The 26,769-nt window shown below is 67.1% G+C and carries 23 protein-coding genes; 19 read left to right on the forward strand and 4 right to left on the reverse strand.

Features of this window, described 5'->3' with window-relative positions:
* Window positions 1-124: 124 nt before the first annotated feature.
* The 4 genes from clcA to GGR25_RS10810 all read right to left on the reverse strand — a co-directional run bounded on the left by clcA (window position 125) and on the right by GGR25_RS10810 (window position 6,026).
* A complete protein-coding gene (clcA, locus tag GGR25_RS10795; protein WP_343068026.1) occupies window positions 125-1,495 on the reverse strand; it encodes a H(+)/Cl(-) exchange transporter ClcA in 1,371 nt (456 codons plus the stop codon).
* A gap of 113 nt (window positions 1,496-1,608) precedes the next feature.
* Window positions 1,609-3,645, reverse strand: a complete 2,037-nt coding sequence (locus GGR25_RS10800; protein ID WP_183398804.1) for an FUSC family protein — start codon at window positions 3,643-3,645, stop codon at window positions 1,609-1,611.
* A 275-nt stretch (window positions 3,646-3,920) separates the two neighbouring features.
* Complete coding sequence (locus GGR25_RS10805) at window positions 3,921-5,054, reverse strand: cupin domain-containing protein (protein ID WP_183398805.1); 1,134 nt, start codon at window positions 5,052-5,054, stop codon at window positions 3,921-3,923.
* 231 nt (window positions 5,055-5,285) lie between these two features.
* Window positions 5,286-6,026, reverse strand: a complete 741-nt coding sequence (locus GGR25_RS10810) for a YoaK family protein (protein WP_183398806.1) — start codon at window positions 6,024-6,026, stop codon at window positions 5,286-5,288.
* A 324-nt stretch (window positions 6,027-6,350) separates the two neighbouring features.
* Between GGR25_RS10810 and GGR25_RS10815 the strand changes: the two genes are divergently transcribed.
* The 19 genes from GGR25_RS10815 (at window position 6,351) to GGR25_RS10905 (ending at window position 26,741) form a co-directional block, all read left to right on the forward strand.
* A complete protein-coding gene (locus tag GGR25_RS10815) occupies window positions 6,351-7,517 on the forward strand; it encodes a helix-turn-helix transcriptional regulator (RefSeq protein ID WP_183398807.1) in 1,167 nt (388 codons plus the stop codon).
* Between the two features lie 119 nt (window positions 7,518-7,636).
* Window positions 7,637-8,320 (forward strand): SH3 domain-containing protein, encoded by a 684-nt coding sequence (locus tag GGR25_RS10820; RefSeq protein ID WP_183398808.1) that lies wholly within the window; start codon window positions 7,637-7,639, stop codon window positions 8,318-8,320.
* A gap of 208 nt (window positions 8,321-8,528) precedes the next feature.
* On the forward strand, window positions 8,529-9,107 hold the full coding sequence (locus GGR25_RS10825) for an HdeD family acid-resistance protein (RefSeq protein WP_183398809.1): 579 nt from the start codon (window positions 8,529-8,531) through the stop codon (window positions 9,105-9,107).
* A 370-nt stretch (window positions 9,108-9,477) separates the two neighbouring features.
* The gene (locus tag GGR25_RS10830) at window positions 9,478-10,224 is read left to right on the forward strand and encodes a FadR/GntR family transcriptional regulator (protein WP_246409566.1); all 747 of its coding nucleotides are present in this window, start codon (window positions 9,478-9,480) and stop codon (window positions 10,222-10,224) included.
* Window positions 10,221-11,948 (forward strand): IlvD/Edd family dehydratase, encoded by a 1,728-nt coding sequence (locus GGR25_RS10835; protein WP_183398811.1) that lies wholly within the window; start codon window positions 10,221-10,223, stop codon window positions 11,946-11,948. Before GGR25_RS10830 ends, GGR25_RS10835 begins: the two co-directional genes overlap by 4 nt.
* Before the next feature lie 15 nt (window positions 11,949-11,963).
* Window positions 11,964-12,743 carry an SDR family NAD(P)-dependent oxidoreductase gene (locus tag GGR25_RS10840; protein WP_183398812.1) on the forward strand — a complete coding sequence of 260 codons (780 nt, stop codon included), beginning with the start codon at window positions 11,964-11,966 and terminating at the stop codon, window positions 12,741-12,743.
* 74 nt (window positions 12,744-12,817) lie between these two features.
* Window positions 12,818-13,843, forward strand: a complete 1,026-nt coding sequence (locus GGR25_RS10845; protein WP_183398813.1) for an ABC transporter substrate-binding protein — start codon at window positions 12,818-12,820, stop codon at window positions 13,841-13,843.
* 123 nt (window positions 13,844-13,966) lie between these two features.
* Window positions 13,967-15,061 carry an ABC transporter ATP-binding protein gene (locus tag GGR25_RS10850; protein WP_183398814.1) on the forward strand — a complete coding sequence of 365 codons (1,095 nt, stop codon included), beginning with the start codon at window positions 13,967-13,969 and terminating at the stop codon, window positions 15,059-15,061.
* Window positions 15,058-15,909 (forward strand): ABC transporter permease, encoded by an 852-nt coding sequence (locus GGR25_RS10855; protein WP_183398815.1) that lies wholly within the window; start codon window positions 15,058-15,060, stop codon window positions 15,907-15,909. The genes GGR25_RS10850 and GGR25_RS10855 overlap by 4 nt, the downstream gene beginning before the upstream one ends.
* Complete coding sequence (locus tag GGR25_RS10860) at window positions 15,906-16,703, forward strand: ABC transporter permease (protein WP_183398816.1); 798 nt, start codon at window positions 15,906-15,908, stop codon at window positions 16,701-16,703. The genes GGR25_RS10855 and GGR25_RS10860 overlap by 4 nt, the downstream gene beginning before the upstream one ends.
* 384 nt (window positions 16,704-17,087) lie before the next feature.
* Window positions 17,088-18,239: an ABC transporter substrate-binding protein gene (locus tag GGR25_RS10865; protein ID WP_183398817.1), complete on the forward strand. Its 1,152-nt coding sequence runs from the start codon at window positions 17,088-17,090 to the stop codon at window positions 18,237-18,239.
* Window positions 18,240-18,307: 68 nt separating this feature from the next.
* Window positions 18,308-19,810 (forward strand): sugar ABC transporter ATP-binding protein, encoded by a 1,503-nt coding sequence (locus GGR25_RS10870; protein ID WP_183398818.1) that lies wholly within the window; start codon window positions 18,308-18,310, stop codon window positions 19,808-19,810.
* Window positions 19,807-20,769 (forward strand): ABC transporter permease, encoded by a 963-nt coding sequence (locus GGR25_RS10875; protein ID WP_183398819.1) that lies wholly within the window; start codon window positions 19,807-19,809, stop codon window positions 20,767-20,769. The genes GGR25_RS10870 and GGR25_RS10875 overlap by 4 nt, the downstream gene beginning before the upstream one ends.
* On the forward strand, window positions 20,769-21,743 hold the full coding sequence (locus tag GGR25_RS10880; RefSeq protein WP_183398820.1) for an ABC transporter permease: 975 nt from the start codon (window positions 20,769-20,771) through the stop codon (window positions 21,741-21,743). The genes GGR25_RS10875 and GGR25_RS10880 overlap by 1 nt, the downstream gene beginning before the upstream one ends.
* Window positions 21,744-21,809: 66 nt before the next feature.
* Window positions 21,810-22,577: an SDR family NAD(P)-dependent oxidoreductase gene (locus GGR25_RS10885; RefSeq protein WP_183398821.1), complete on the forward strand. Its 768-nt coding sequence runs from the start codon at window positions 21,810-21,812 to the stop codon at window positions 22,575-22,577.
* A gap of 25 nt (window positions 22,578-22,602) precedes the next feature.
* Window positions 22,603-23,670 (forward strand): zinc-binding dehydrogenase, encoded by a 1,068-nt coding sequence (locus GGR25_RS10890; RefSeq protein ID WP_183398822.1) that lies wholly within the window; start codon window positions 22,603-22,605, stop codon window positions 23,668-23,670.
* Window positions 23,671-23,784: 114 nt separating this feature from the next.
* On the forward strand, window positions 23,785-24,561 hold the full coding sequence (locus GGR25_RS10895; RefSeq protein ID WP_183398823.1) for an SDR family NAD(P)-dependent oxidoreductase: 777 nt from the start codon (window positions 23,785-23,787) through the stop codon (window positions 24,559-24,561).
* Between the two features lie 49 nt (window positions 24,562-24,610).
* Window positions 24,611-25,627 (forward strand): Gfo/Idh/MocA family protein, encoded by a 1,017-nt coding sequence (locus GGR25_RS10900; protein WP_343068027.1) that lies wholly within the window; start codon window positions 24,611-24,613, stop codon window positions 25,625-25,627.
* A 127-nt stretch (window positions 25,628-25,754) separates the two neighbouring features.
* Complete coding sequence (locus tag GGR25_RS10905; RefSeq protein ID WP_183398824.1) at window positions 25,755-26,741, forward strand: zinc-dependent alcohol dehydrogenase; 987 nt, start codon at window positions 25,755-25,757, stop codon at window positions 26,739-26,741.
* The last annotated feature ends 28 nt before the right edge of the window (window positions 26,742-26,769 follow it).

The following is a 26,769-nucleotide window of genomic DNA, read 5'->3' on the forward strand; positions in this document are numbered from 1 at the left end:
GCCGGTCCATCGGAGGATGGGGTGGCCTCAACTACCAGATCCCGAAGCTCGGCGCCAAAGTTGCGCGGCCAGCTGGACGGCGCGACACGCTATTTCGTGCCGCGCTAGCCTTGCCCCCCGCCGTTCACCTTTGGTCCCAGCCGCCGATCTGCTGGCCTGAGCCGTCCGATTCGGGTGGGGGTACCGGTTGGCCGGCGAGGCGGAGCGTGCGTTCGAGGAGGACTTCGTAGATCGGCCGGCCGCCGAGCCAGTCGGCGATGAAATTCGCGAACAGGCAGGTGATGAGCGTCGGCAGCAGCATCGTATAGGCGCCCGTCAACTCCGCGATCAGCACGACGCCGACGAGCGGGGCGCGGATCGTCGCGGAGAAGAGGCCGCCCATTGCGGCGACCACCAGCGCGGCCTGCGCGCCGGCCGGAAGCGGCGCGACGAGCTCGAGGCAGAGGCCGAACAGCAGGCCGAAGGCGGCGGCCAGCGCCAGGATCGGCGCGAAGATGCCGCCCGGCACGCCGGTCGAATAGCTCGCCATGGTCATCACGAAGCGTGCGACGACGATGAGCGCCACGATCGCGAGGGCCGGGTTCTCACGCGCCAGCGAGACGGCCAGCGTCTCGCCGCCCATGGTCGCGTCCGGCTGCAGCACGAGCAGCGCGCCGATCAGGAAGCCGACCACGGCCGGGATGAGATAGAAAGACGAGCGCTTGCCGATAGCGAGCGAGAGGTCCATCGCGCGGATCAGGCAGCGGTTGAAGGCGACGCCGACGAAGCCGAGGGCGATGCCGAGCAGGGCGAAGAGCGGCATGGTCGTGAGCGGCATCTGCGGCACGTCCATCGCCATGAAGGGCCGGCTGCCGGCGATCGCCTGCGTGACGATGCCGCTCGCGACCGAGGCGAGCATCACGCCGGTATAGGAGCGAAGCGAATAGGGGAACTCGCGCCGCGTCTCCTCGATGATCAGCAGGATCGAGGCGAGCGGCGCACTGAAGGCGGCGGCGAGGCCCGCCGCCGCGCCGGCCGCGAGCAGGCCGCGGCTCTGCCGCGTCGCGAGCTTCAGCCGTTCCGCCGCTGCTTGCGCAATCGATGCGCCCATATGGATCGTCGGACCCTCGCGGCCGATCACCAGGCCCGATGAGAGCGCCAGGAGGCCGCCGAAGAACTTCACCGGCAGGATGCGCCGCCAGCGCACCTGCCGGAGCCCCTGCATGGCGCCCTCGATCTCCTGGACGCCGGAGCCGCCGGCCTCCGGCGCGAAGCGGCGGACGATCCACACCGAGATGATCACGAGCACGGCGCTGATCGTTCCGGTCAGGAGCAGGAAGAGCGGCTCGTCGAGACTGACCTGCGCGCGCAGCCATTGCGGCCAGGCGAGCGCCTTGTCGACGCCCAGATGCAGCGCCGTCCCGATCACGCCCGTGATGGCGCCGACCAGCGTCGCGGCGACGTAGAAGACCGCGTCATCCTTACGGCTCTCCCGCGCGCCCTCCGGTGCCTTCACATCCGCTCTCCCCGATCCCTGCGTCCGCGCTGCGGACGTCGAGGCCCGACCTCCGCCGCCTTCTGTCGCACGAACGGCGCGGCCTTGTCGCTGTCCGCCCCCCGCCTCATGCCTCATGCCGCGGGAAGTCCCGTCGTCATCCGGCCGGCCGGGTGCGGCGCCTCGGGCAGATGGCCGCTTTCGCGCAGGCGCACCATATGCGCCAGCTCGTCGACGACGCCGTCGAAGAGGGTCATGAGCGCGGCATCCGCGCCGGCGCGGCGCGGCGGCAGCAGCCCGGGCCTATCGTCGGGTCGCGCCGCGATATAGGCGGCCAGCTCCCGCAATGTTGCGGCGTCGGCCGGCGTCGGCGGGCCTTCGGCGCGGGCGGAATAGGCGGTGACGCGATCGCAGATGCGCTCGGCCGCAGCGATCAGGGGGAACCAGGAAGCAGCCTCGTCGCAGGCCGGCGGCGGCTCCATGAGCGAGATCTGGAGCCGTGCGCGCATGTCGGCGAGGCTACCATAGGCGGCGCGGCGCTGCCCGGAGAGCTGCGGGCCCGGCTCGCCGTCGGCGATGGCGCGCAGATAGGTCGCGATCTCGTGCTTCGCCGCGCGAAAGCTGATGGCGAGCGCGCGTCCATGCGTCCGCGGCCAGATGAAGTAGCCGAAGATCAGCACGATGATGCCGGCAACGACCGTATCGGCGACGCGCTGCAGGCCGAAATCGATATTGACCGGTCCGGGCGTCAGCAGGTCGACCAGCACCAGCACCAGCGGCGTCAGCACCAGCGCTTGCAGGGCATAGGAGCGCCGCATCGACCAGGGCAGCAGGCCGGCGAGGAGCGCCATCACGACCACCAGCACCGGCCCCTTCGCCAGCAGGCCGAGCACCAGCACGGCAATGGCCGCGCCGCCGACCGTGCCGACGCTGCGCAGCACGGCGCGCGCGAAGATCGAACCGAGATCCGGCTTCATGACGAGGCTGACGGTGAGCGGGACCCAGAACCAGTGATTGGCGTCGTTCACATAGCGCGTCGAATAGGCGAGACCCATGCAGAGCGCCAGCTTGATCGCGGTGCGCACCGCATCGCCGCCGGGGGCGAGGCGGTCGATGGCGATCCGCAGCCGCCCGGCGCGGGTCCCCTCGCGCGGCGGCGCCCCGGCCCCGTGCGGGGTGGGCGTGATGATGGCGTCGATGTCGTCGTCGATCGCGCTGAACAGCCCGCCCAGCGCGCGGAAAAGCGCGTCCGGCGCGCCGCCCTGCGGCATCGGCGGCAGTTTCGCGCCCTGGCCGAGCGCGTTCGCCGCGGCGTCGAGCTGCTCGGCGGCGGCGGCGAGGACCCCGGCGTCCGAGGCCGACAGGATGGCGGCAAAGGTGACGTCGGCGCCGTGCACGACCGCCGCGAGCCGGTCGGCCTCCCGGCTGGGGCCGGTGCTGCCCGAGCGGAGGGAGAGCATATGGGCGCAGAGCGCCGCGATCTGGCTGGTCACCGCCTGGCGTGCCGACGCCGCTTCCGGCGCGCCGACGGGCAGCACGGCGGGCGACCCGTCCGGACCGCCGCTCCGGCGCCGCGCGAAGGCGGCGAGCGCGCGCAGCAGGCTGGCGATCAGCGCCCGCCGCTGCCCGCTGCCGACGATCAGCGCTTCCACCGCCAGGGCCGCGGCATAGATGAGGGCGCCGGCGAAGAAGAGCAGCGCGGCCTGCCAGAACGACGCGATCGTCGGCACGCCGATGGCGATCGAGGCGAGCAGGAGCGCCTGCATCGTGCCGATCGACAGGATGGCGCCATAGAAGCTGAGGATGCCGGCGGCAAAGCCGGCAGCGGTCATGATCACGACGATGGCGGCGAGCGGCAGCGGATCGAGATAGCCGGCGAGGAAGCCCGAGGCGCCGATGAGCGTGGCGCCGAGAACCTGGCGCAGCTTAGTGTGATAGGAGCCGCCCGGTTCGCCGGCCGCGGCCATCAGCGCGCCCAGGGACACCCACATGCCGACCATCATCGCGTCGAAGGCGATACCGGCGGCCCAGGGCAGGGCGATGCAGAGCGCGGACCGGATCGCGCGGCCCCATTCCCAGGGGGCCGGCTTCAGCCGCGCCAGCTCGCGCAGCCAGGCGCCGGGTTGTTCATGGGGCGGCTCGCTCGTCATCTCGGCTCGTCTTGCTGTCATGTTCGGATCGACGGATCTGGATCCGTCGGCCGCATCGGATCGGGATCCGGGCGTCGAGGATCGTGCGCGAAAAGAAGCGCTCGGTCCTCGCGCTGATGGGCGGCGTCGGGTGGGGGGATTGCTGGCACCATCCGTGACAGCATAGCCGGCAACGACGCCGTGTCGACCAGGAATTGCACCGGGCCGTCTCTGCCCGATGCCTTTGGAAGCCCGCCATACGGCCGCGGGGATACGGCCCCGCGGCGATGGTCAGCCGGCTTATCGCCGCCCTCGGATCAGCCCTTGACGACCGGCTGGCGCGTGGCGCGGAGCGAGGACATCAGCGGATCGCCGACATCGAGATGCCCCTGAACCAGATGTTTCGGCGTCAGGGCCAGCCAGTTGTTGAGCGAGACATCGCGATATTCGCCGGTGTGGAACACGTTCAGGACCCGCACGGGCTCGTCGCCGGTGTTCTCGATGTAGTGGGCGAGCGTCTTCGGCACATAGCCGACATCGCCGGCCACGAAGTCGAATGTGCGGGCATTGTCGACCGCGTCGAACACGGTCATGCGCGCCTTGCCGCTGATATAATACTGGATCTCGTCGGCATCGGGATGCCAGTGGATCTCGCGCATGCCGCCGGGCTCGAGATCGATGAACAGGGCCGCGAGATTGGTGACGGGGAAGTTCCGCGAATCGACCACGGTGGTGGCGCCGCCGGGATAGCGGGTCGGCGCCAGCTTGGAGGCGCGGAAGACATATTTGTCGGTGAAGGTCACGGCACCGAGGTCGCGGCGCACCTCATCGATCGGCGGCGGCACGGGCTGACGGAAGATGTACTTCTCATGCGCCGGGATGCCGTCGAAGGCGCTGACCGGCACGCCGAAATTCTTGGCCAGCACCTCGCGCGGGGTATGGGCGAAGAGTTCGGTGACCAGAAGCGTCTGGTTCTCGGAGAAATTGCCGTCATTGAAGACGAGCACGAATTCGGTGCCCTCTTCGAGGCCCTGGATCGCGTGCGGGAAGCCGGCCGGTGCGAGCCAGAGATCGCCCGGCTCGAGGTCCTCGACCAGGGTCTGGCGCTGATCATCGATCAGATAGAAGCGGACCCGGCCCTTCAGCACATAGGCCCATTCGGCTTCCTTGTGCCAATGCATCTCGCGCACCACGCCCGCGGGCAGGCGCATGTCGACGATGGCGAGTTCCTTCAGCGCGCCGAGCTCGCGCTGCGTGACCTCGCGCGCCCAGCCGCCGTCCTCGAGACGGTTATGGGCCATCGCGAACGGGAACTTGAGGTTCTGGATGCCTCCATGATCGGTCAACGGCGGAATCAGAATGTCGGGGTTCTGCGCCTCGACCTCCGGATTGCGCGGCCCGACAATGTCGGCGCCCCTCGTTCCCACGATGGGTTGCGGCAGGTCAGCCATCGAAAGCTCCCTCTCTTTTCTCTGCTGAACGGAACTGGATTTGATTGGGTCGATATTGAGATTGTGTGAAGTGCGCGCCGGAACCAGGGCGGGAAGCAGCGGCGCCGGCCGGGCCTCGATCGCGACGCCCGCCCGCAGAAGACGATAGCCGATCGGCGGCCGGCGGCTTTCCGCAAACGCATGACGGGCGCGTGCGCCCGTCGGCGGCCTGCCTCGGCATGGTCCGGAGGCTCAAGCGATCGTACCGCCCGAAGTCGGATCGGCCGCCTTGGGTTGGGCCTTGGCGCGGAGCGCGAGCCAGACCGCGATGGCCGCAGCGAGGAAGAGCGAGGCGTGGTCGATGACCCGCATGTCGATATAGAAGCCGATCGCCCCGCCGGCCGCGAAGCCGAGCAGCACCGAGAAGAAGACGCCGGCCCACATGAGGTTCGGCTCGCCATTGATGCCCGTCTTCTTGAAGAAGCTCTGTGCCAGGAAATTGAACGCCATCTGGACGACGAAAGTCACGGCCACATTGCCGTAGAGCATGCCGTGATCCTTGTGGAAGGCATTGCCCTGCGTTCCGGCGACGAAGCTGACGCCATAGGCGACGACATGCGGGTCGACCAGATCGAGCCGCGAGGCGATGGCGAGGGCGAGCAGCGCGATGCACTCGAACCAGAGCACGACCGGCGTGAAGATCTGCCCGTGCCGCAGCCGATTGGTCATCAGAACGCCGCACAGCGCCGAGCCCAGGCCGAAGGCGATGACGGAGCCGAAGGCGAAGATGAAGGCGGACCAGTCGCCCTGCACGAGGCGATAGCCGCTCTGGAGGACGTTGCCGGACTGAACCGTGGCGAAGGTCTGCGCGTGATAGAGCGTCCAGGCGTTCATCAGGCCGGCCATGAAGGCGAGCAGGAACCCGACGACTCGCTCTTCCATGAGCGGAAAGCGGATTTTCTCCGGATGATCTTCGATGATGGCCGTCGTCATCAGCGCCCCCTTTTTGCGAGTTCAAAGTTCAGATCGTCGGAAGGATGGTCATCTCGCGTGCGCCCACGCATCGCCAGAGCAAAGCAGCAAATGCGGATCGTTCATCGATTGAAGCGCTCCAATATCCATCGATTTATCGCAATATCAGATAAATCAGATGCCAGATCGCGCCGTACTGTTGCTGGAAAATTAAATAGACATTGTTGATGACAATTGCAGATTGAATATATGTGCTCAATATCCCATATGGTATATTATCGATCTCGCGGGATGGTTGCCGGCTGGTGGCGCCCGGACCGATCAATGGCGCAGCGGATTGGGGGCGTGAATTTGGACAGGCTGGCTCTCCCATCCTTCAGCGAGGCGTTGCACGCCGTCTATGAGGCCGCGCTCGATTCCGATCATTGGCCGGTGGCCCTGTCGCGTATCGGCCGGATCTTCGATGCCGACGGCGCCGTCGTCATCTTCTACAGCGGCGATGCGCAGGCGGATTTCATCACCTGCGACGAACTCCGCCCGGCGGTGGAGATCTATCAGGCCGAGGGCTGGTGGCGGCACGACCTGCATGCCCAGCGCGCGATCGCGCAGAACCTTGCCGACGGCGATGTCTTCAGCGATCTGACCGTCGCCACGCCGGACGAGATCGAGACGCATCCGATCTATGTCGATTTCTTCGAGCGGGTCGGTTTCGGCTGCCTGATGTCGGCCGTCATGCTGCCCGACCTCGACATGCTGGTCGGCCTCTCGGTGCCGCGCGCAAAGGCGAAAGGCTTCTTCGATCGCAACGACATGAACCTGCTGAGCCTCATCAGCCGCCATGTCGAGCAGTCGCTGCGGATCTCCCTTCGCATCACCCATCTCGAGGCGAGCGAGGCGGCGCTTACGACTGCGGTCGATTCGATGGATGCCTGCATCTATGCGCTGGACGACGCCGGGGGGATCGCCTTCGCCAATGCGTCCGGCCTCGCCCGCTTCGCCGATTATTTCCTGCCCGGCGAGGGCCGCATCGTGCCGCGCGAAGCGACGGAACGGGCCTCGTTCCGGGCATTGCTGGACGAGGGCAGCGGCGGCGACGTGCGGGCCTCTCCCCGCTCCTGCGTGATCAGCGGAGCGGATGGCAGCCGGCTCGCCGTATGGGCGATGCCCATGACGGATGCCGCCCGCGGCCTGCTCACGGTCAGGGACAGCGCGACGACGCTCCTCTTCGCCACCCCCGTCGAGCGGCGGGACATGATCGACCCCGCGGTGATTCGCGACATCTTCGATCTCTCGCTCGGCGAGGCGCGGCTTGCCGCGCTCGTCGGCGGCGGCATGGAGATCCGCGACGTCGCCGGCCGTCTCGGCATCACCGAAGGGACCGCGCGCATCGTTCTGAAGCGCGTCTTCCGCAAGCTCGGCATCAACCGCCAGGCACAGCTGGTGCTCCAGCTTTCACAGCTCGCGCAGTTTCGGACGCTGCGGGCGGGCGGCGCGCCGGGCCGATCCGGGTGAGGCGGCGCAAGCCGAGGGGGGGGGGCTTGTGATCCGCGCGGGACAGGGCGACTGTGGCGTCAGACTATTCCAATGCGCCCGGCTTCCCCGCCCGCCCGGCGCCCAGGAGGGATCGAGCGATGCTGAGATATGTCCTGATCGTTCTGTCGGCGCTCGCGCTGGCGCCGTCCCTCGCCGCGGCCGGCGAGCAGCCGGCGCGCTCGCGGATCCAGTTCGCGCCTGGCGCGAATGCGGCCACGGTGAAGGGGCGCGTCGTCGGCTATCAGGTCCGCGACTATGTCGTAGGCGCGCGGGCCGGCCAGACCATGACGGTCACCCTCTCGACGAATAATCGCTCCGCGACCTTCAACGTGACGCCGCCCTTCGGCGACGAGGCCGTCTTCATCGGCTCCGTCTCGGGCACGCGCTTCTCCGGCCGGCTCGACCGGGGCGGCGACTATGTCATCAGCGTCGGCCTGATGCGCAATGCCGCCCGGCGCGGCGAGCGCGCCGACTACAGCCTCGCCGTGCGGATCAAGGGGGGCGCACCGATCGCCGTGCTGCCGCCGCCGAAGAACGACTTCGCCGACGGCCTGATGGGCGGACCGGATGAATGGCGGGTCGTCGGCGTGCCGGCGGGCGATCTCCTCAATATCCGCACCAAGCCCGCCGCGAACGCCCCGCTCGTGGCGAGCGTGCCGAATGGCACCCGCCTCGCCAATCGCAGCTGCCGCCTCGTCGAATCGTCGCGCTGGTGCCTGGTCGAAATCCCCGGCGGTTCCGGCATTTCCGGCTGGGCGAATGGGCGCTATCTGCGCGAATAGCCCCTTAGCGTGCGATGACGCGCGTTAGCCCTTGATCCGCATCAAGGCGGCGGAAGCTGCATGAAGGTCTGCTATGATTGTGGCGCGGAGCGCGTGCGGCGGTCGATCCTGCCGACGCGCCCGGCCGTCGGTTCGCCGTGACGCACGCCGTGGCGTGCGCGATCGGTTCGCCGCGCGGGGAGCGGCTTTCACAGACGGGGAGATCACCATGTCGGATACGATATCGGGCCTGGGCCGCGGGACGTTTCCCGGGCTGGCGCCCTTGCGCGGCAAGTGGGGCTGGATCGTCGCCCTCGGCGTCGTCTATGTGATCGCGGGCGCCATCGCGCTCGGCAGCATCGTCAGCGCCACGGTGGTGAGCGTCTTCGTCGTCGGGATCATGATGATCGTGGCCGGCGTCGCCGAAGTGATCAACGCCTTCCAGGTCAAGGCCTGGGGCTGGTTCCTGTTCTGGCTGTCGCTCGGCATCCTCTACATCGTCGGCGGCTTTCTCGTCTTCCAGAACCCGCTGCTCACCGCCGCCGGGCTGACCCTTCTCCTCGGGGTGGTGCTCGTCATCTCCGGTCTCGTGCGCATTTTCCTCGGCTTCACCATGAAGCAGGGCACGCCCTGGGGCGGCGTCGTGCTGTCCGGTGTGATCACGCTGCTGCTCGGCGGCATCATCCTGCTGCACTGGCCCGTCTCGTCGCTGTGGACGCTCGGCATCTTCCTCGGTGTCGACCTCGTCTTCGCCGGCGCGAGCTGGATCGGCGTCGGCCTCGGCCTCAGGCGGGCCATCCCCGCCTGACCGGGCAAGGCCCGCACCTCGACCCCGAACCCAAGGCCCGGGGCTGGCCGCCGCATGTGACGATGCCGCCGCGGTACCTTCGTCCGCGGCCGTAGTTCGTTCTGCCGCCGGCCCGCCGGAGAACGCGCCGCCCATCGTGGGCGGCCGCGACGCCGCTTCCCATCCTGAGGACCCTTTTCATCGCTGCAGCCCGCCGATTTCGGCGGGGCGCGGGCGTGCATGCGCGCGGCTTCGGGCGCCCTGCACGCCTGCTTTCGTGCGCTCATCTCCCCGCTGGACAGGCGGCGCATTCCGCGTATAGGCTCTCAAGTCTGATTAATATGAATAATAGGAATAATCGGATCCGATGTCGCAAGCAGAGTCGGCCCCCTTGCCGGTAGCAGGCTCCGGTCACGCCTTCGGCGGCCTCCATGCCGCTGCGGTCGAGCGGATCGGCGCCTGGATCGTGCAGGGCCGGATCCCGCCGGGCGAATTGCTGCCGAACGCCAGCGATCCGACGCTGGGCATAAGCCGCTCAGTGCTGCGCGAGGCGATCAAGGTCTTGGCCGGCAAGGGTCTGGTCGAGTCGCGACCAAAGACGGGCACCCGCGTGCGCGCCCGCTCCGAATGGAATTTCCTCGATCCCGACGTCCTGTCCTGGCGCTATGCGGGCGCCATCGGCACGGAGGATGTGCGCGCGCTGTTCGAACTGCGCCGGGCGATCGAGCCGATGGCCGCCTCGCTCGCCGCGACGCGCGCGAGCGCTGAGGAAATCGCCGTGCTCGAGGCGGCTCTCACGGAGATGGAGGCGGTCGTCCATGACGGCGAGCTCTTCGCCAAGCCCGATCTCGTGTTCCACCAGACGATCCTGCGCATGACCGGCAACGAGCTGATCAGCTCGCTCGCTGCGCTGATCGAGACGGCGCTCGTCATGAGCTTTCGCCTCTCGATCGACAGTCCGGACGGCCAGGAGCCGTCCATGCCGCTGCATCGCGAGGTGGCGAACCGGATCGCGGCCCGCGATCCGTTGGGCGCCCAGCAGGCCATGATCGTGCTCCTCGAGGGCGCGGAACAGGATGTCCGCCGCGTGGTGGAAGGTCGCAATCGCCGCCGCGGCGGCAGGGAGATCAAGGAATGACCGAGAAGAAGCGCCCGCTGCGCTCCACGGCCTGGTTCGGTGGCGAAGGCAAGAATGCCTTCATGCACCGCAGCTGGATGCGCAACCAGGGCCCGCCCGATCATCTGTTCGACGGACGGCCGGTCATCGGCATCTGCAATACCTGGTCCGAGCTGACCCCCTGCAACGCGCATCTGCGCGGCATCGCGGAGCGCGTCAAGCAGGGCGTCTACGAGGCCGGCGGCTATCCGCTCGAATTCCCGGTCATGTCGCTGGGCGAGAGCAATATGCGCCCGACGGCGATGCTGTTCCGCAACCTCGCCTCGATGGATGTCGAGGAATCGATCCGCGCCAACCCGATCGACGGCGTCGTGCTGCTCGCCGGCTGCGACAAGACCACGCCCTCGCTGCTGATGGGCGCCGCGTCGGCGAACCTGCCGACCATCGTCGTCTCGGGCGGTCCGATGCTGAACGGCAAGTTCCGTGGCCAGGACATCGGCTCGGGCACGCATGTCTGGAAATTCGCCGAAGAGGTGAAGGCGGGCCGCATGTCGGTCAAGGACTTCCTCTCGGCCGAGCAGGGCCAGAGCCGCTCCGCCGGCAGCTGCATGACGATGGGCACCGCCTCGACCATGGCGTCGATGGTCGAGGCGCTCGGCGTGGCGCTGCCCGACAATGCCGCCATTCCGGCGGTCGATGCGCGGCGCGGGCTGATCGCGCATCTCTCCGGCATGCGCATCGTCGATCTGGTGAAGGAAGACGTGAAGGTCGCCGACGTGCTGACGCGCGAGGCGTTCGAGAACGCGATCCGCGTCAATGGCGCGATCGGCGGCTCGACCAATGCCGTGCTGCATCTGATCGCGATCGCCCGGCGCGTCGGCGTCGATCTGTCGCTTGACGACTGGGATCGCCTCGGCCGGGGCATTCCGACCATTGTCGACCTGATGCCGTCGGGACGCTTCCTGATGGAGGACTTCTATTACGCCGGCGGTCTCCGCGCCGTGATGGCGGCGCTCGATGATGCCGGGCTGCTCCATGCCGGCGCCGTCACGGTGGCCGGCCGCAGCGTCGGCGAGATCGTGCGCGAGGCGCCGAACTACAATGAAGAGGTGATCCGCCCGCTCGACAAGGCTCTGACGCCGGAGGGCGGCATCGCCGTGCTGCGCGGCAATCTCGCCCCCGACGGCGCGGTGATCAAGCCGTCCGCCGCGACGCCGGAACTGATGCAGCACCGCGGCAAGGCGGTCGTGTTCGAGAATATCGAGCATTATTACGCGCGCATCGACGATCCGAACCTCGATATCGACGCGGGCTCCGTGATGGTGCTCAAGAATTGCGGCCCGCGCGGCTATCCGGGCATGGCCGAGGTCGGCAACATGCCGCTTCCCGCCAAGCTGCTGAAGGAAGGCGTCTCCGACATGGTGCGCATCTCCGATGCGCGCATGAGCGGCACGGCCTATGGCACCGTGGTCCTGCATGTCGCCCCCGAGGCGGCGGCCGGCGGACCGCTGGCGCTGGTGCGCGACGGCGACATGATCGAGCTCGACGTTCCGGCGCGCCGGCTCGAACTGCTCGTGTCGGAGGAGGAGCTCGCCGCAAGGCGGGCGGCCTGGACGCCGCCGGCAGCGCCCGAAGGCGGCTATGCGAGCCTCTATGTCGAGCGCGTGCTGCAGGCCGACAAGGGCTGCGATTTCGACTTCCTCGTCGGGCGCCGCGATGCCGGTATCCCGCGGCATTCGCACTGAGAGGGGGGACGAGAGATGAGCGAGACCGCTCCGCGCTTCGCCGCCTATCCGAGCCTCAAGGGGCGCAGCGTCTTCATCACCGGTGGCGGCAGCGGCATCGGCGAAAGCCTCGTGCGCCATTTCTGCGCGCAGGGCAGCCGCGTCGCCTTCGTCGATATAGCCGAGGCGCCCTCGCGGCGTCTGGTCGAGGACATTGCGGCGGCCGGCGATCCGGCGCCGCTGTTCGTCCCCTGCGACCTTCGCGATGTCGAGGCGCTCAAGGCCGCCGTCGCGACGGCCGCGGAGCACAACGGCCCGATCGGCGTGCTCTGCAACAATGCCGGCAATGACGACCGCCACCAGACCGAGGATGTAACGACGGCCTATTGGGACGACCGCATGGCGGTCAACCTCCGGCATCAGTTCTTCGCGGCCCAGACCGTGCGCCCCTACATGAAGGCGCTCGGCGGCGGTTCGATCATCAATTTCGGCTCGATCACCTGGATGGTCGGCGATCCGGATTGCCCCGCCTATGTCACGGCCAAGGCGGCGGTCTGGGGCCTGACGCGGGCGCTCGCCCGCGAATTCGGTCCCGAGCGCATCCGCGTCAACTGCATGGCGCCCGGCTGGGTCATGACCGAGCGGCAGGTGAAGCTCTGGCTGACGCCGGCCGGCGAAAAGCAGATCGCGGAGCGCCAGTGCCTCCCCGACCGGCTGCAGCCGGCCGATATCGCGCGCATGGCGCTCTTCCTGGCCTCGGACGACAGCCTGATGTGTTCGAGCCAGCAATTCATCGTCGACGGCGGCTGGGTCTAGGCGCGCCGGAGACCGCGACGACAACGACAAGAAAAACAAGAAATCAGCACCACCCCGGAACCAAGGGAACAGCAATGGCACTCAAGCGACTCTTTACGGGATTAGCGGGCGCGGGCCTCGCGCTCACCCTGCTCGCATCGGCGGCGTCCGCCGAGACGCTGCGCGTCATGGCCTGGGACGGCTATGCCGACAAGGATTGGGTGGCCGATTTCAAGGCCGAGACCGGCATTGATGCCGATGTCGTCTTCATCGGCAGCGACGACGAGATCTGGGCCAAGATGAAGGGCAGCGAAGGCAAGGACTTCGACGTCTTCGCCATCAACACGGCCCAGCTCCAGCGCTATATCGCCGCCGATCTGGTCGACCCGATCGATCTCGCGGCGCTGCCGAACCAGAAGGACGTGCTGCCGCGCTTCCGCGATCTGTCCAAGGTTGGCGGCGTCGAGAAGGACGGCAAGGTCTATGGCATTCCGTTCGCGTTCGATTCGATCGGCCTGATCTACGACACCGACAAGGTGAAGACCCCGCCGACCTCGATGGCGATCCTGTGGGACCCGGCCTATCAGGGCAAGGTGCTCGCCTATGACAATGGCGAGCACAATTTCTCCTTCACCGCGCTCGTGCTCGGCTATCCCGATCCCTTCCACCTGACGCCCGAGCAGATGGACGCGGTCAAGCAGAAGCTGATCGATTACAAGCACAACGTCCTCTCGTTCTACACCACCGCCGACGAGGCGCTGCAGATCTATAAGAACAACGACGTCGCGCTGATCTGGGCGAATTACGGCCAGCAGCAGATGAAGGCGATGAAGGATGCGGGCGCCCATGTCGCCTACATCAATCCGAAGGAAGGCGCGCTCGCCTGGCTCGACACCTGGGCGATCTCCAAGGGCGCCAAGGACAAGTCCGCCGCCGAGAAGTGGATCAACTTCATGATCTCGAAGAAGGTCGGCGCGCAGCTTTCCGAGCGCACGGGCTTCGGCAATACGGCGGTCGCGACGGCCAATGCCGGCGGCGACGACAAGATCGTCTGGCTCGAGAATGTCGAGGACCCGCTGAAGCGTTCGGACATGTGGAACGAGATCAAGGCCGCGCCCTGATCCCCGTCGCCACCTTCGCCTGACGTGCAAGGGATCCGGGCTTGCCCCGGATCCTGGGGACCCGGGCTCTGTCCTGGTCGAGCCCGGGTCCCGCCAGCCTCTGTCACCACACCGGAACCGCCGATGTCCGAGTCCCGCGAGCTGCTTGCGCTCCGTTCCGTATCGAAATCCTATGGTCAGGTCCCGGTCCTGCACGGGGTCGACCTCTCGATCCGCGATGGCGAGTTCCTGGCCGTGCTTGGGCCTTCAGGCTCCGGCAAGACCACGGTGCTGCGCCTCATCGGCGGGCTCGAAAGCGTCTCGTCCGGCGCGATCTATCTCGACGGACGCGACATCAGCGCCGTGCCGATCAATCGGCGACCGTTCAACACGGTGTTTCAGGACTATGCGCTCTTCCCGCATATGAGCGTCGCCGCCAATGTCGGCTATGGGCTCTCGGTGCGCGGCCGCCCGAAGGCCGAGATCGGCAAGAAGGTCGCCGAAGCGCTCGACCTCGTGCAGCTCGGCGCATTCGCCAATCGTCAGCCGGCGCAGCTTTCCGGCGGGCAGCGACAGCGCGTGGCGCTCGCCCGCGCCCTGATCTGCGAGCCGCGCCTCGTCCTGCTCGACGAGCCGCTGGCGGCGCTCGATCTGATGCTGCGGCGGCAGATGCAGGAATTCCTGAAGTCGATCCAGCGCGAGATCCGTACGACCTTCCTGTTCGTGACGCATGACCAGGAAGAAGCGATCGCCCTCGGTGACCGGATCTGCGTCATGGAGGGCGGCTATATCCGCCAGATCGGCACGCCGCACACGCTTTATTATCGCCCGAACTGCCCCTTCGTCGCCCGCTTCTTCGGTGACAACAACCTCGTGCCCGGCACGCTCGGCGCGGTGGATGGCGATCTGCGGGCGATCGACACCGCGCTCGGCCGCCTCGTCTGTTCGACCGGCGGCGATACGGCCCTGATGCAGGCGCCCGAAGGAACGGCCGCCTTCGCCGCGTTCCGGCCGGAGGCGCTGCGACCGGCGGTCGAGGACGACGTCAACCGGTTCTCCGGTACGCTGTCCGAGATCAGCTTCCATGGCGCGGCGACGATCGCCCATGTCGCGACGACTCCGGGCGATGTCCGCCTCCGCCTGCGCCTCGCCAGCCAGGTCGAGGGCATCGCGCTCGGCGAGGGCGAGACGCTGGCGCTCGGCTTCAGCCCGGCGCAATCGCATCTGGTGCTCGCATGAGGCCGTCGCTGACGCCGCGCGGCCTCCTGCTCGCGGGGCTCGCCTTCGCGCTGCCGGTTGTCCTCATCGTGGTCCCGCTGGCGATCTTCGTCGTCTATTCATTCTTCAGCGTCGACCACGGCACGATGGTCTATACGCCGACGCTCGCCAATTACGGCCGCTTCTTCACCGATCCCGTCTTCATTCCCGTGCTCGTCACCACCTGCATCCTGTGCGTTTCGGTGGCGGTGATCTGCGTGGTGGTCGGTTATCCCGTCGCCTATTTCCTGGCCTCGCTCAGAGGCCGCTGGCGCTACACGCTGCTGCTCCTGATGCTCGTGCCGCTGCTCATGAGCTATGTCATCAAGATCTACGCGATCCGCTCGATCCTCGGGCAGAACGGCTTTCTCAACGCCGCCTTGATGACGCTCGGCATCATCGACAAGCCGTCCTCGCTGTTCGTGTTCAACCTGAACGCCGTGCTGCTGGCGCTCACGCTGCTGCTCATCCCCTTCGCGATCCTGCCGATCTTCCTGTCGCTGGAGCGCATCCCGGGCAATCTCCTGCAGGCGTCCTATGATCTCGGCGCGACCGGCACGCAGACCTTCCTGCGCGTCACGCTGCCGCTCAGCCTGCCGGGCGTGGCGTCGGCGGCGAGCTTCGTCTTCGTGCTGGCGATCGGCGACTTCCTGACGCCGCAGATGGTGGGCGGCACGAGCAGCTTCACCTTCAGCCGGATCATCTACAGCCAGTTCGGCGCGGCCTTTAACTGGCCGTTCGGCGCGGCGCTGTCGATCGTCCTCGCCATCGTCGTTATCCTGGCGATCCTGGTCGGGGAACGCTTCGGCCAGCAGGAGGCGGCGCGATGACGGCCTCGCTGCGTCCTGCGAGTCTCTTCCTCGCGCTGGTTACGGCGCTGGTCGGCATCGTCCTCTATTGCCCGCTGCTGGTGCCGATTCTCTCCTCCTTCTTCACCGTCACCCATGGCCAGGCCGACTGGTCGAGCCCGACCTTCGCCGCCTATGTCGCGCTCGCGCAGAACGACGACATTCTCTCGGCGCTCCGGGCGACGATGATCGTCGGCTTCTCGACCGTGGTGCTCTCGGTCTCGATCGGCACGCTGCTGGCGCTCTATCACAATGGTCGCGGTGCGGGCGCCGCGCTGCTGCAGTTCCTGGTCTTCCTGCCCTTCCTGATGCCGCCGATCATCACCGGCCTCGCGCTGCTGATCTTCTTCCGCGAGGTCGAGTTTCCGCGCTCGCTGGTCACGGTCGTGATCGGGCATACGGTCTTCGTCCTCGCCATCGTCTACCGGACGGTGCTGACGCGCCTCCGCAGCCTCAGCAAGACCCTGGTCGAGGCGTCGCTCGATCTCGGCGCGAGCCGCTGGCAGACCTTCTGGCGCGTCATCCTGCCGAACATCGCCGGCGCCATGGCCGGCGGCGCCGTGCTCGCCTTCGCCCTGTCCTTCGACGAGACGATGATCACCATCCTCGTCACCGGGACGACCAGCACGCTCCCGGTCCGGCTCTGGGCGATGATGCGCCTCGGCTTCTCGCCGGACATCAACGCGCTCGTCGCGCTGGTGCTGATGTTCACCATCCTGCTCTGCATCCTGGCCGCCCGGCTCCTGATGCCGGCGAAGGACCGCGCCGCGCACTGAGCGGCGCGCTCGCGCGCCGCCCCGCCAGCCGTGCAGGCCGGCCGGCGGGCGAGCGGCCCGGCCCCTCCCGCAAGGTCGAAAGATCCCCTCATGGATCGCGACGTGATCGCGCCGCGCCGCAGGATGCGCGTGCCGGCCGCTGCGCCTATGTCATGCGCCGCGCCTCGCTCTCGGCTGGCCCGACCCGCATTCTCAGAATGACAAATTCTGCAGTTTGCACCCCCCGACAGACCTGTAACTATTCGATACACCCTCGGGAGGGGAAAAGGCTTCAGAGGCTTAGTTAAGCTCAGGAATATCGACCGCGGCAATCGTCATTGTCGTGTTCGTGGTCCTGTAAACTGGTGCATGTCGTCTATAGATGATGCATGGGAGGAGACAACGATGATCAGAATAAGTAAGATTGCGGCACTATTTGTCGGGATGGCGGGACTCACCGTCGCCGCAGTGCCGGCATTTGCTCAGGATTCGAAATTCTATACAGGCGCGCCGCGGACGTATCTGTACAATCCTGACACCGAAGTGTGCTTCAAGGATACCTCGCAGTACAAGAAGGACGGTCCCTACACGATCGGCTTCTCGAATGCCGGCCTCGGCGATTCCTGGCGCGTGGTGATGCTGCATTCGCTCGAGAAGGCGGCTGCCGAGCATAAGGACGAGATCAAGAAGCTGATCATCACCGATGCCGGTCATGACGATGCCAAGCAGGTCGCCGATATCCAGGACCTGATCTCCCGCGGCGTCGACCTGCTCATCGTCAGCGCGAATACGCAGCAGGCGCTCGATCCGGCCGTCTCGCAGGCGATGGCCCAGGGCATTCCGGTCGTGATGGTCGACCGGCGCATCGCCTCGGACAACTTCGTGACCTTCGTGACGGCATCCGACGCCATGATGGGCCGCCTGTTCGCGCAGTGGATCGCGGAAAAGCTGCACGGCAAGGGCAATGTGATCATGCTGGCCGGCCAGGCCGGCTCGAGCCCCTCCGAGAACCGCGAGAAGCCCGCACGCGAGGTCTTCGCGCAGTATCCGGACATCAAGGTGCTGGAGACGGTCTATTCGGACTGGTCGCCGGTCAAGGGCAAGCAGGTCATGCAGGCGATGATCGCCAAGTATGGCAAGTCGATCGACGCGGTCTGGTCGGCCCACGGCCTGCAGACGCCCGGCTCGATCGAGGCCTTCATCGAGGCTGGCTACAAGGACGGCGAAATCCCGCCGCACACCACGTCTGACGTGAACGGGCCGCTGCAGATGGCGATCCAGCACAAGGTTCCGATGCTTGAGGTCGGCTATCCGCCGGCGATGGGCGGAACCTCGGTCGAGGTGGCCCTGCAGGTCCTGCACGGCGCTCCGGTTCCCTGCATCTACACGATCAATTCCCAGATCGCCGTCAGCGAGGGCGACAACACGCCGTCGATCGAGACGCAGCTGCGCCTGACCGACATGGTCGTTCCCGACGGTGCGCCGGACATGCTGATCACCGGCGGCATGGGCCCGGGCTACGATCCCAAGACCTTCAAGATCGACTTCCCGCAATAGTACCCTGCGGATTCCGACTTCGGATGTCCGGGCCTGCCCGGACATCCTTGCAGGGAGAGTGAGAGACGATGCTGAAGCTCACAGGCATCTCGAAGGGCTTTGCCGGCGTGCAGGCCCTCTCTGGTATCAATTTCGATGTCCGCGCCGGCGAGATTCACGCGCTGGTCGGCGAGAACGGCGCCGGGAAATCGACCACGATCAAGATCATCGCGGGGGCCTTGCAGCCGGACGCGGGCGAGATCGCGTTCGACGGCAAGGTCGTGAGCTGGAGCGGCCCGGCCGATGCCAAGGCCGCCGGTATCCATGTCATCTACCAGGAATTCGTGCTCTTCCCGCATCTCACGGTGGCCGAGAACATCTTCCTCGGTCATGAGCGGCGCGGACGCTTCGGCCTGATCGACCATGATCGGACCCGTCGCGACGCCGCCGACCTGCTGCAGCGTCTCGGCGTCGCGATCGATCCGGACAAGATCGTCTCGGAGCTGACCGTCGCGGATCAGCAGATGGTCGAGATTTCCAAGGCCCTGGTCCACAAGGTCAAGCTGCTCATTCTCGACGAGCCGACCGCCGTCATCTCCGGCCGTGAGGCCGATCTTCTGTTCGCGCGGCTCGCCGCACTCAAGGCCGAAGGCGTCGCCATCGTCTATGTCTCGCACCGGCTCGAGGAGATCTTCCAGATCGCGGACCGCGTGACGGTGTTCAAGGACGGCGCGCATGTCGCGACGACCGACATCGGCGACGTCAACCGCGAACGGCTGATCTCCCTGATGGTCGGCCGCGATCTGAAGGACATCTTCCCGCCGAAGCGCGGCACGGGCGGCGGCAAGGTCACGCTCAAGGCCGAGAATGTCTCGGTCGCGGGACGCGTGCGCAATGCCAGCCTCGAGCTGCGCGCCGGCGAGATCACCGCGCTCGCGGGCATGGTTGGTGCAGGCCGAACCGAATTCGCTATGGCGATCTTCGGCGGCCTGCCCGCCTCGAGTGGTACCGTTTGGATCGATGGCGAGCAGGTCGGGATGCTCAGCCCCGCCCAGTCGATCCGCAGAGGCATGGGCTTCGTGACCGAGGACCGCAAGGGTCAGGGCCTGGCCATGCTGCTCGACGTGGCCGCCAATGTGACGGCGGCTGACCTCGATGCGGTGACGCGCAGGGGCGTGATCGATCGGCGGCGCGAGAACCAGATCGCACGCGAGGAGATCGAGAAATACCGCATCGCCTGCCGCGGCCCGTCGACCCCGGTCGCCACCATGTCGGGCGGCAACCAGCAGAAGGTCATCGTGGCGCGCTGGGCGCGGACGAGCCGCAAGGTACTGGTCCTCGACGAGCCGACGCGCGGCGTCGATGTCGGCGCCAAGACCGAGATCTACCGCATCATGCGTCAGCTCGCGGACGACGGCATCGCGTTGCTCATGATCAGCTCCGAGCTTCCGGAGGTCGTAGGAATGGCCGATCGCGTCGTCGTCATGCGCGAGGGCGTCGTCAGCGGCGAACTCGCGGGCGCGGCCATCAACGAGGCGGCGATCATGAGGCTCGCCACCCAGCACCCGAGCGCTGCAGGATCGCATCCATGAGCACCATCGCTTATCCCCGCCTCAGGGCGCGCGTCGGCCGCAATCGGGGCGTCGTGGTCGTGATCGGCCTGCTCGTCGTGTTGCTCGTGTTCGGCGCCTTCCTGTCCGATCGCTTCCGCACGCCGACCAACCTTCTCAACATCGTCGAGCAGTCGACGGGCCTGGCCCTCGTCAGCCTCGGCCAGACTCTGACGATCCTTACCGGCGGCATCGATCTGTCGGTCGGGTCGATGATCAGCCTTCTGTCGACGCTGACATCCGGCCTGATCGCGGGCAATGCGGCGATGATCCTGCCGGTGGCCGTCGGCGTCGTCCTGCTCGGCATGGTGATCGGCGGGCTGAACGGTCTGCTCGTCATCACGCTCCGCATCCATCCGCTCATCGTCACCCTCGGCATGGGCGCGGTGCTGCAGGGCGTGGTCCTGCTCTATTCGCTCGGCCCCGCCGGCAAGGTGCCGCCCGGCTTCACCTTCGTCGCCTATGGCAAGCTGTTCGGCATTCCGATCGGGGCGATCGTCGTGCTCGTCCTGTTCGCGCTGGTTGCCGGCTTCCTGCGCTATGCCCGGCTCGGCCGCTACATCTATGCCGTCGGCGACGATGACGAGGGCGCCAAGCTGATGGGCCTTCCCCGGGCGCGCGTCATCCTGTTCGTCTACGCGTTCTCCGGCGTCTGCTGCGCGCTGACCGCCCTCTATCTCGTGGCTCGCTTCGGCGTCGGCCAGCCCTATACCGGCCTCAACTACACGCTCGCCTCGATCACGCCCGTCGTGGTCGGCGGCACGATGCTGACCGGCGGCAAGGGCGGCGTCCTCGGCACGCTTCTCGGCGTCTACCTGATCTCGCTTCTGAACAACGTGCTGAACTTTATGGACGTCTCCACGCACTACCAGCTGATCGCCCAGGGCCTGATCGTGATCGCCGCCGTGTCGATCTATGTCGAGAAGAAGAAGAGGATCTGATGGTGGACCTCGTTCAGAGCAAGCCCGCCGCCGCCACCGAGCCGAAGCGCTCGCTGACGAGCCGCTTCTCGCATCTCGCCCTGCCGGTGTTCCTGATCCTGCTGATCGTCATCTCGGGCCTCGTGTCCCCGGCCTTCCTCTCCGGCAGCAACATCTCGAATATGCTGCTGCAAGTGGCGCCGCTCGGCATCGTCGTCATCGGGCAGGCCTATGTGATCATCCTGCGCGGCCTCGACCTCTCGGTCTCCTCCGTCATGGCGACCTCGGCCGTGATCGCAACCAGCTTCTCGGGCCAGAATGGCGACGTGCTGCCGATCCTGCTCGTCGCCGTCGGCATCGGCGTCGCGACGGGCATCGTGAACGGGCTGCTGGTCACCAAGCGGAGTGTCTCGCCCTTCCTGGCGACGCTTGCGACCATGATCGTGCTACAGGGCTTCCGCTTCGCCTATACGCAGGGCGCGCCGTCGGGCAATGTGCCGCCGCTGTTCCGTGCGATCGGCTCCGCTACCTGGAACGGCATCCCCTACAACATTCTCGTGCTGATCGTGCTCGCGGTGGTGTTCGGCCTGCTGCTCGCCCGCTCGCGCTTCGGCCGCGAGGTCTACATCACCGGTGGCAATCCGACGACCGCGCGGCTCCTCGGCATCAACGCCGACCGCGTCACCATCATCGGCTATGTCATCTCGGGCGCGATGGCGGCGATCGCCGGCCTCGTCCTCTCCGGCTATGTCGGCATCGTCGACAACTGGGTCGGGCGCGGGTTCGAACTCGATTCGATCGTCGCCGCGGTGATGGGCGGCATATCGCTGTCGGGCGGGCGCGGCGGCATCGTTGGGGGACTGCTCGGCGCGGCGGTTCTGGTCGTCGTCTTCAACGCCGTGCTGCTGTTCGGATTGCCCGTCCAGCTGCAGATCATCATCAAGGGTGTCGTCATCGTGGTCGCCGCGGCGTTCTACGTCCGCCGCTCGCGCTGAGGCGCCGGCCAGCCGGCCGTGCACTCGGCGCGCCGGCGACACGAGAAATTGCAAGGGAGGATCAGAATGGGTCGGCTTCAGGACAAGATCGCCATCGTGACGGGCGGCGCGCGCGGGATCGGCGCGGCGACGGTGCGCCGTTTCGTCGAGGAAGGCGCTCGCGTCGCGATCTTCGACGTGCTCGTGGACGACGGCGAGGCGCTGGCCGCGGAGCTCAACCGGGACGGCGACGTCGCGAGCTTCAGCAAGGTCGACATCACCAGCGAGCGCGAGGTCGAGGCCGCCGTCGCGGCTGTGACCGCCAAATGGGGGCGGCTCGATATTCTCGTGAACAACGCCGCCATCACCGGCGTCAACAAATTCGCCCATGAGGTCACGGTCGAGGAATGGGATCGCGTCTTCGACGTGAACGTCAAGGGCACGTTCCTCTGCACCAAATACGCCGTCAGGCCGATGATGGAGCAGCGCAGCGGCTCGATCGTGAACTTCTCGTCGATCTACGGCCTGATCGGCAATGACGACGTCCCGCCCTATCACGCGACCAAGGGCGCGACGCTGATGATGAGCAAGACCGACGCGATGTGCTACGCGCCCTACGGCATCCGCGTGAACGCCGTGCATCCCGGCTCGACGATGACCGAGATCTTCATGAAGTGCGCGGAGACCTACCCCAAGGGCAAGCAGGCCTATCTCGACATGATGAAGGAGAAGCATCCGCTGCGGCTTGGCGAGCCGGTGGATGTCGCGAATTGCGTGCTGTTCCTCGCCTCGGAAGAGGCCCGCTTCGTTACCGGCGCGAGCCTCGTCGTCGACGGCGGCTACACGACACAGTGAGATCGATCGTCAGGGAGTATCGCCCGTGAAGGCAGTCCGTTTCCATGGCCGGCGCGACATCAGGGTCGAGGATGTCGCTGCGCCCTCCGCACCGCTCGCACCGGGCCAGGTTCTTATCAAGCCGATCATCACCGGCATCTGCGGCACGGATCTGCACGAATATATCGCCGGGCCGATCGTTACGCCGGTGACCCCGCATGTCTACACCGGCGCGACCAACCCCCAGATCCTCGGCCATGAGTTCAGCGCGGTGGTGGTCGATACCGGGGCCGATGTCGTCAATGTGAAGGCAGGCGATCGGGTCTCGATCCAGCCGCTCGTCTCGCCGCGCAACGACTATTACGGCCGGCGTGGGCTCTATCATCTGAGCCCGAAGATGGGCTGCATCGGCCTCTCCTGGGCCTGGGGCGGCATGGGCGAACTCGCAGTGGTGAACGACTACAATGTCGTTCCGGTGCCGGCCGGAGTTTCCGATATCCAGGCGGCCATGATCGAGCCCGCCGCGGTCGCGATCTATGGCGTCGATCGTGGGGGCGTCCAGTCCGGCTCCACCGTGCTCGTTTCGGGGGCGGGTCCGATCGGCGCGCTCACGCTGCTCGCCGTCCGCGCGGCCGGCGCGGCGACGATCTTCGTCAGCGAGCCCAATCCGAACCGCCTCGCCAAGGCGAAGGAACTGGTGCCGGGCATCATCGCGATCGACCCGACCAAGGACGATCTCGAACAGATCATCCGCGACCATACGGAGGAGGGGGTCGGCGTCGACGTTGCCCTCGAATGCGTCGGCCTCGAGGCGAGCCTCAATGCCTGCGTCAAGGCGGTGCGCAGCCAGGGCAAGGTCGTCCAGACCGGCCTGCACCTCAAGCCGGCCAGCATCGACGCGATGCTGTGGGCGCTGAAGGACATCACCGTCGAGGCGACCTGGTGTTACCCGGTGCAAATCTGGCCGCGCATCATCCGCATGGTCGAGGCCGGACTGCTGCCGCTCGAAAAGGTGGTGACGGCGAGCATCGCCGCGGAGGACGTCGTGCGCGACGGCTTCGAGGCGCTGCTCGACAAGGCCGGCAAGCATTTGAAGATCCTGGTCACGGTCTAGAGCGGTCCTTGGCGCGAGACGGACGTCGTCTCCCGCCCGGAAGACCTTCAAGACGGAGACCCACCGCCGCTCGCGACGATGACGGCGGATTCATAACGATAAAGGGAGGACGACATGGCTGACGGAGCATTCCAGAACTACGCGCTGACGGGGAAGACGGCGCTGGTCACCGGCGCCGCCGGCGGTATCGGAAGCGCGATCATCGAGCGGCTGGCCGGCCTCGGTGCTGGCGTGGTGCTGGCGGACCAGACGGACCGCGTGTTCGAGGCGGCCGCCGAGTGGGCGGCGAAGGGTTTCAAGGCCAAGGGTATCAAGCTCGACGTGACCGACAGCGCAGCCGTCGAGCAGGCAGCCGCCGATCTCAATGCGGAGTTCGGCGCGATCGACATCCTCGTGGCCAATGCCGGCATTTCCTATGAGAGCTCGACCGAGGAGCACTCCGACGCCGATTGGAAGCGCTGCCTCGCGATCAATCTCGACGGCGTCTTCTACTGCGTGCGTGCCTTCGGCAAGCGCATGGTCGAGCGCCGCAGCGGCGCGATCGTGGCGATCTCGTCGATCGCGGGCGTCAGGGCGGTCAGGCCGGAGCTGCATGCGGGCTACGACGTCTCCAAGGCGGGCGTCGCGCATCTGTGCCGGGTGGTCGGCGTCGAATGGGCGCCGCACAATGTCCGCGTGAACGCGGTCGGCCCTGGCTACACCGAGACCGAGATGCTGAAGAAGGTGGGTGTCGCGCAGCCGAGCGTCATGGCCGCCTGGATGAACGACATCCCGGCGCGGCGGCTGCTGCAGCCCGCCGAGATCGCCAATGCCGTCGCCTTCCTCGCCTCCGACGCGGCGAGCGGCATCACCGGCCAGCTTCTGATGGCCGACCTCGGATATTCGAGCTGACCGGCGCGGGCCGGCTGCGGCCCGCGGCCTCAAACTTCCGGAGAGCAACGTGAATTCAGCTTCGCAGGGTCCCGTGCGCGTCGCCTTGGTCGGCCTCGGCTGGTGGGGCCGCAAGATGGTGTCGGTGCTAAGGGGCGCGGACGCGGACTTGAACATCGTCTGCGCGGTCGAGCCGGATCCGAATGGCGTCGCCTTCGCGGCCGAACACGGGCTGGATCTCCTGACCGACTATGACGCCGCACTCGCCCGCAGCGATGTCGAGGCGGTGATCCTCGCGACGCCGCACAGGCTGCACGGCGCGCAGATCGAGGCGGCGGTCGCGGCCGGCAAGCATGTCTTCTGCGAGAAGCCGCTCGCCATGACCCGCGTCGGCGCGGAACGCGCCGTCACGCTCTGCCGCGAGGCCGGGCTCGTCCTCGGCATGGGCCATGAACGCCGCTTCGAGCCACCGCTCGCTGCTCTGCTGGACGATGCCGCGAGCGGGCGCCTCGGCCGCATTCTGCAGATCGAGGCGAATTTCAGCCACGATCGGTTCCTCGCGCTCGATCGCTCGAACTGGCGGCTCGATGCGACCCAAGCGCCGGCGGCTGGCATGACCGCCACGGGCATCCACCTCACCGATCTGTCCGTGAAGCTGATGGGGGCGGCGAGCAATGTCCGCGTCGCCTGCGAGTCGCTCGCCTCGGATTTCGCCCAGGGCGATACGCTGAGCGCCCATATCCGCTTCAGGAATGGCGGCACCGCCTATGTCTCGGCGACGCTTGCAACTCCGTTCATCTCGCGCTTCGCGGTCTTCGGAACAAAGGGCTGGATCGACGTGCGCGACAAGGCTCATGTCGAGGCTCCGGCCGGCTGGGTCGTGACGCGGGCCTTCACGGGGACGGAGATCACCGTCAGCGAGATCGGCCCGGCGGAGCCTGTGCGCGACAATCTGGTCGCCTTCGCGCGGGCCGTCCGCGGCACCGCGGCCTATCCGATCACCGGCGAGGAACTGATCAACAATATCGCGCTGCTCGAGGCGATCGTGCTGTCGGCGCGCAGCGGCGACGTCGTCGCCGTGCCGTAACGGGATGCCCCCGGCCGGTGGGCAGCGGTTCAGGATGAGGCAGTCCGGCGAGCGTTGCCGATGAGGACCGGTTCCGACTTCGGCCTTCGGGATCGCCGGGAACCCGGACAGGGAAGGAAGCAAAATAATGCGTGCGCTCGTATTCGAAACCCCGGACAAGCCGGTCATCGTCGACAAGCCGATGCCGGAGATCTCGCCGCAGCAGGTGCTGGTCAAAACGCGCACTGTCGGCATCTGCCATTCCGACTATGAGCTTCTGGCCGGCCGCTACATCATTCCGATTTCCTATCCGGTCACGCCCGGTCATGAATGGTGTGGTGAGGTCGTCGAGGTCGGCAGCGCCGTGCGCGACTTCAAGGTCGGCGATCGCGTCGTCGGCGAATGCGTGGTGCGCACGCCGGAGCGGCTGCATCATTTCGGCTTCTCGATGGACGGCGCCGACCAGGAGTATTTCGGCGTCAATCCTGCCTGGCTGCACAAGCTGCCAGACGAGGTCGACGACCGCCGCGCCTCGCTGATCGAGCCCTTCACCTGCGGCTTCTATGCCGTGCTCCGCTCCGGCGGAACCAATGCGAGCGAGACCGTCGTCGTGTCCGGCGGCGGCACGATCGGCCTGGTCTCGGCAGCGGCCGCCATCGGAATGGGCGCGCGCGTCATCGTGGTCGACCCGCTGGCGAAACGGCGCGAGGTCGCGCTGAAGCTCGGAGCCGACGCGGTGGTCGATCCGACAGCCGATGCGGTGGCGCAGGTCATGGAACTGACCGGCGGCAAGGGCGCCGATCTGGTCGTCGAGGCCTCGGGCCATGACGCCTCGCTCGCCAATGTCTTCGAATTCGCCCGCGAGGAAGGCCGCGTCTCGATGGTCGGCATCAGCATCGGCCGCAAGATCCCGGTCGAGCTCGGCAAGATCCAGATCCGCAATCTCGTGGTCCGCGGCTGTATCGGTTCTCCGGGCGTCTGGCCGGCCGCCATCCGCTTCCTGCAGCGGACGGGCATCGATCTGTCGCCGATCCAGACGCACAGCTTCGCACTGGAGGATGCCGTCGAAGCCTTTGCCCTCGGCAAGGACGCGACGCAGTGCATCAAGGTGACGCTGACCTCGAGCGGCAACTGAGCCGGCCGCGGCTCGGCCGCCCATTCGA

This window comes from Kaistia hirudinis (assembly GCF_014196455.1).
Classification (GTDB): Bacteria; Pseudomonadota; Alphaproteobacteria; order Rhizobiales; family Kaistiaceae; genus Kaistia; species Kaistia hirudinis.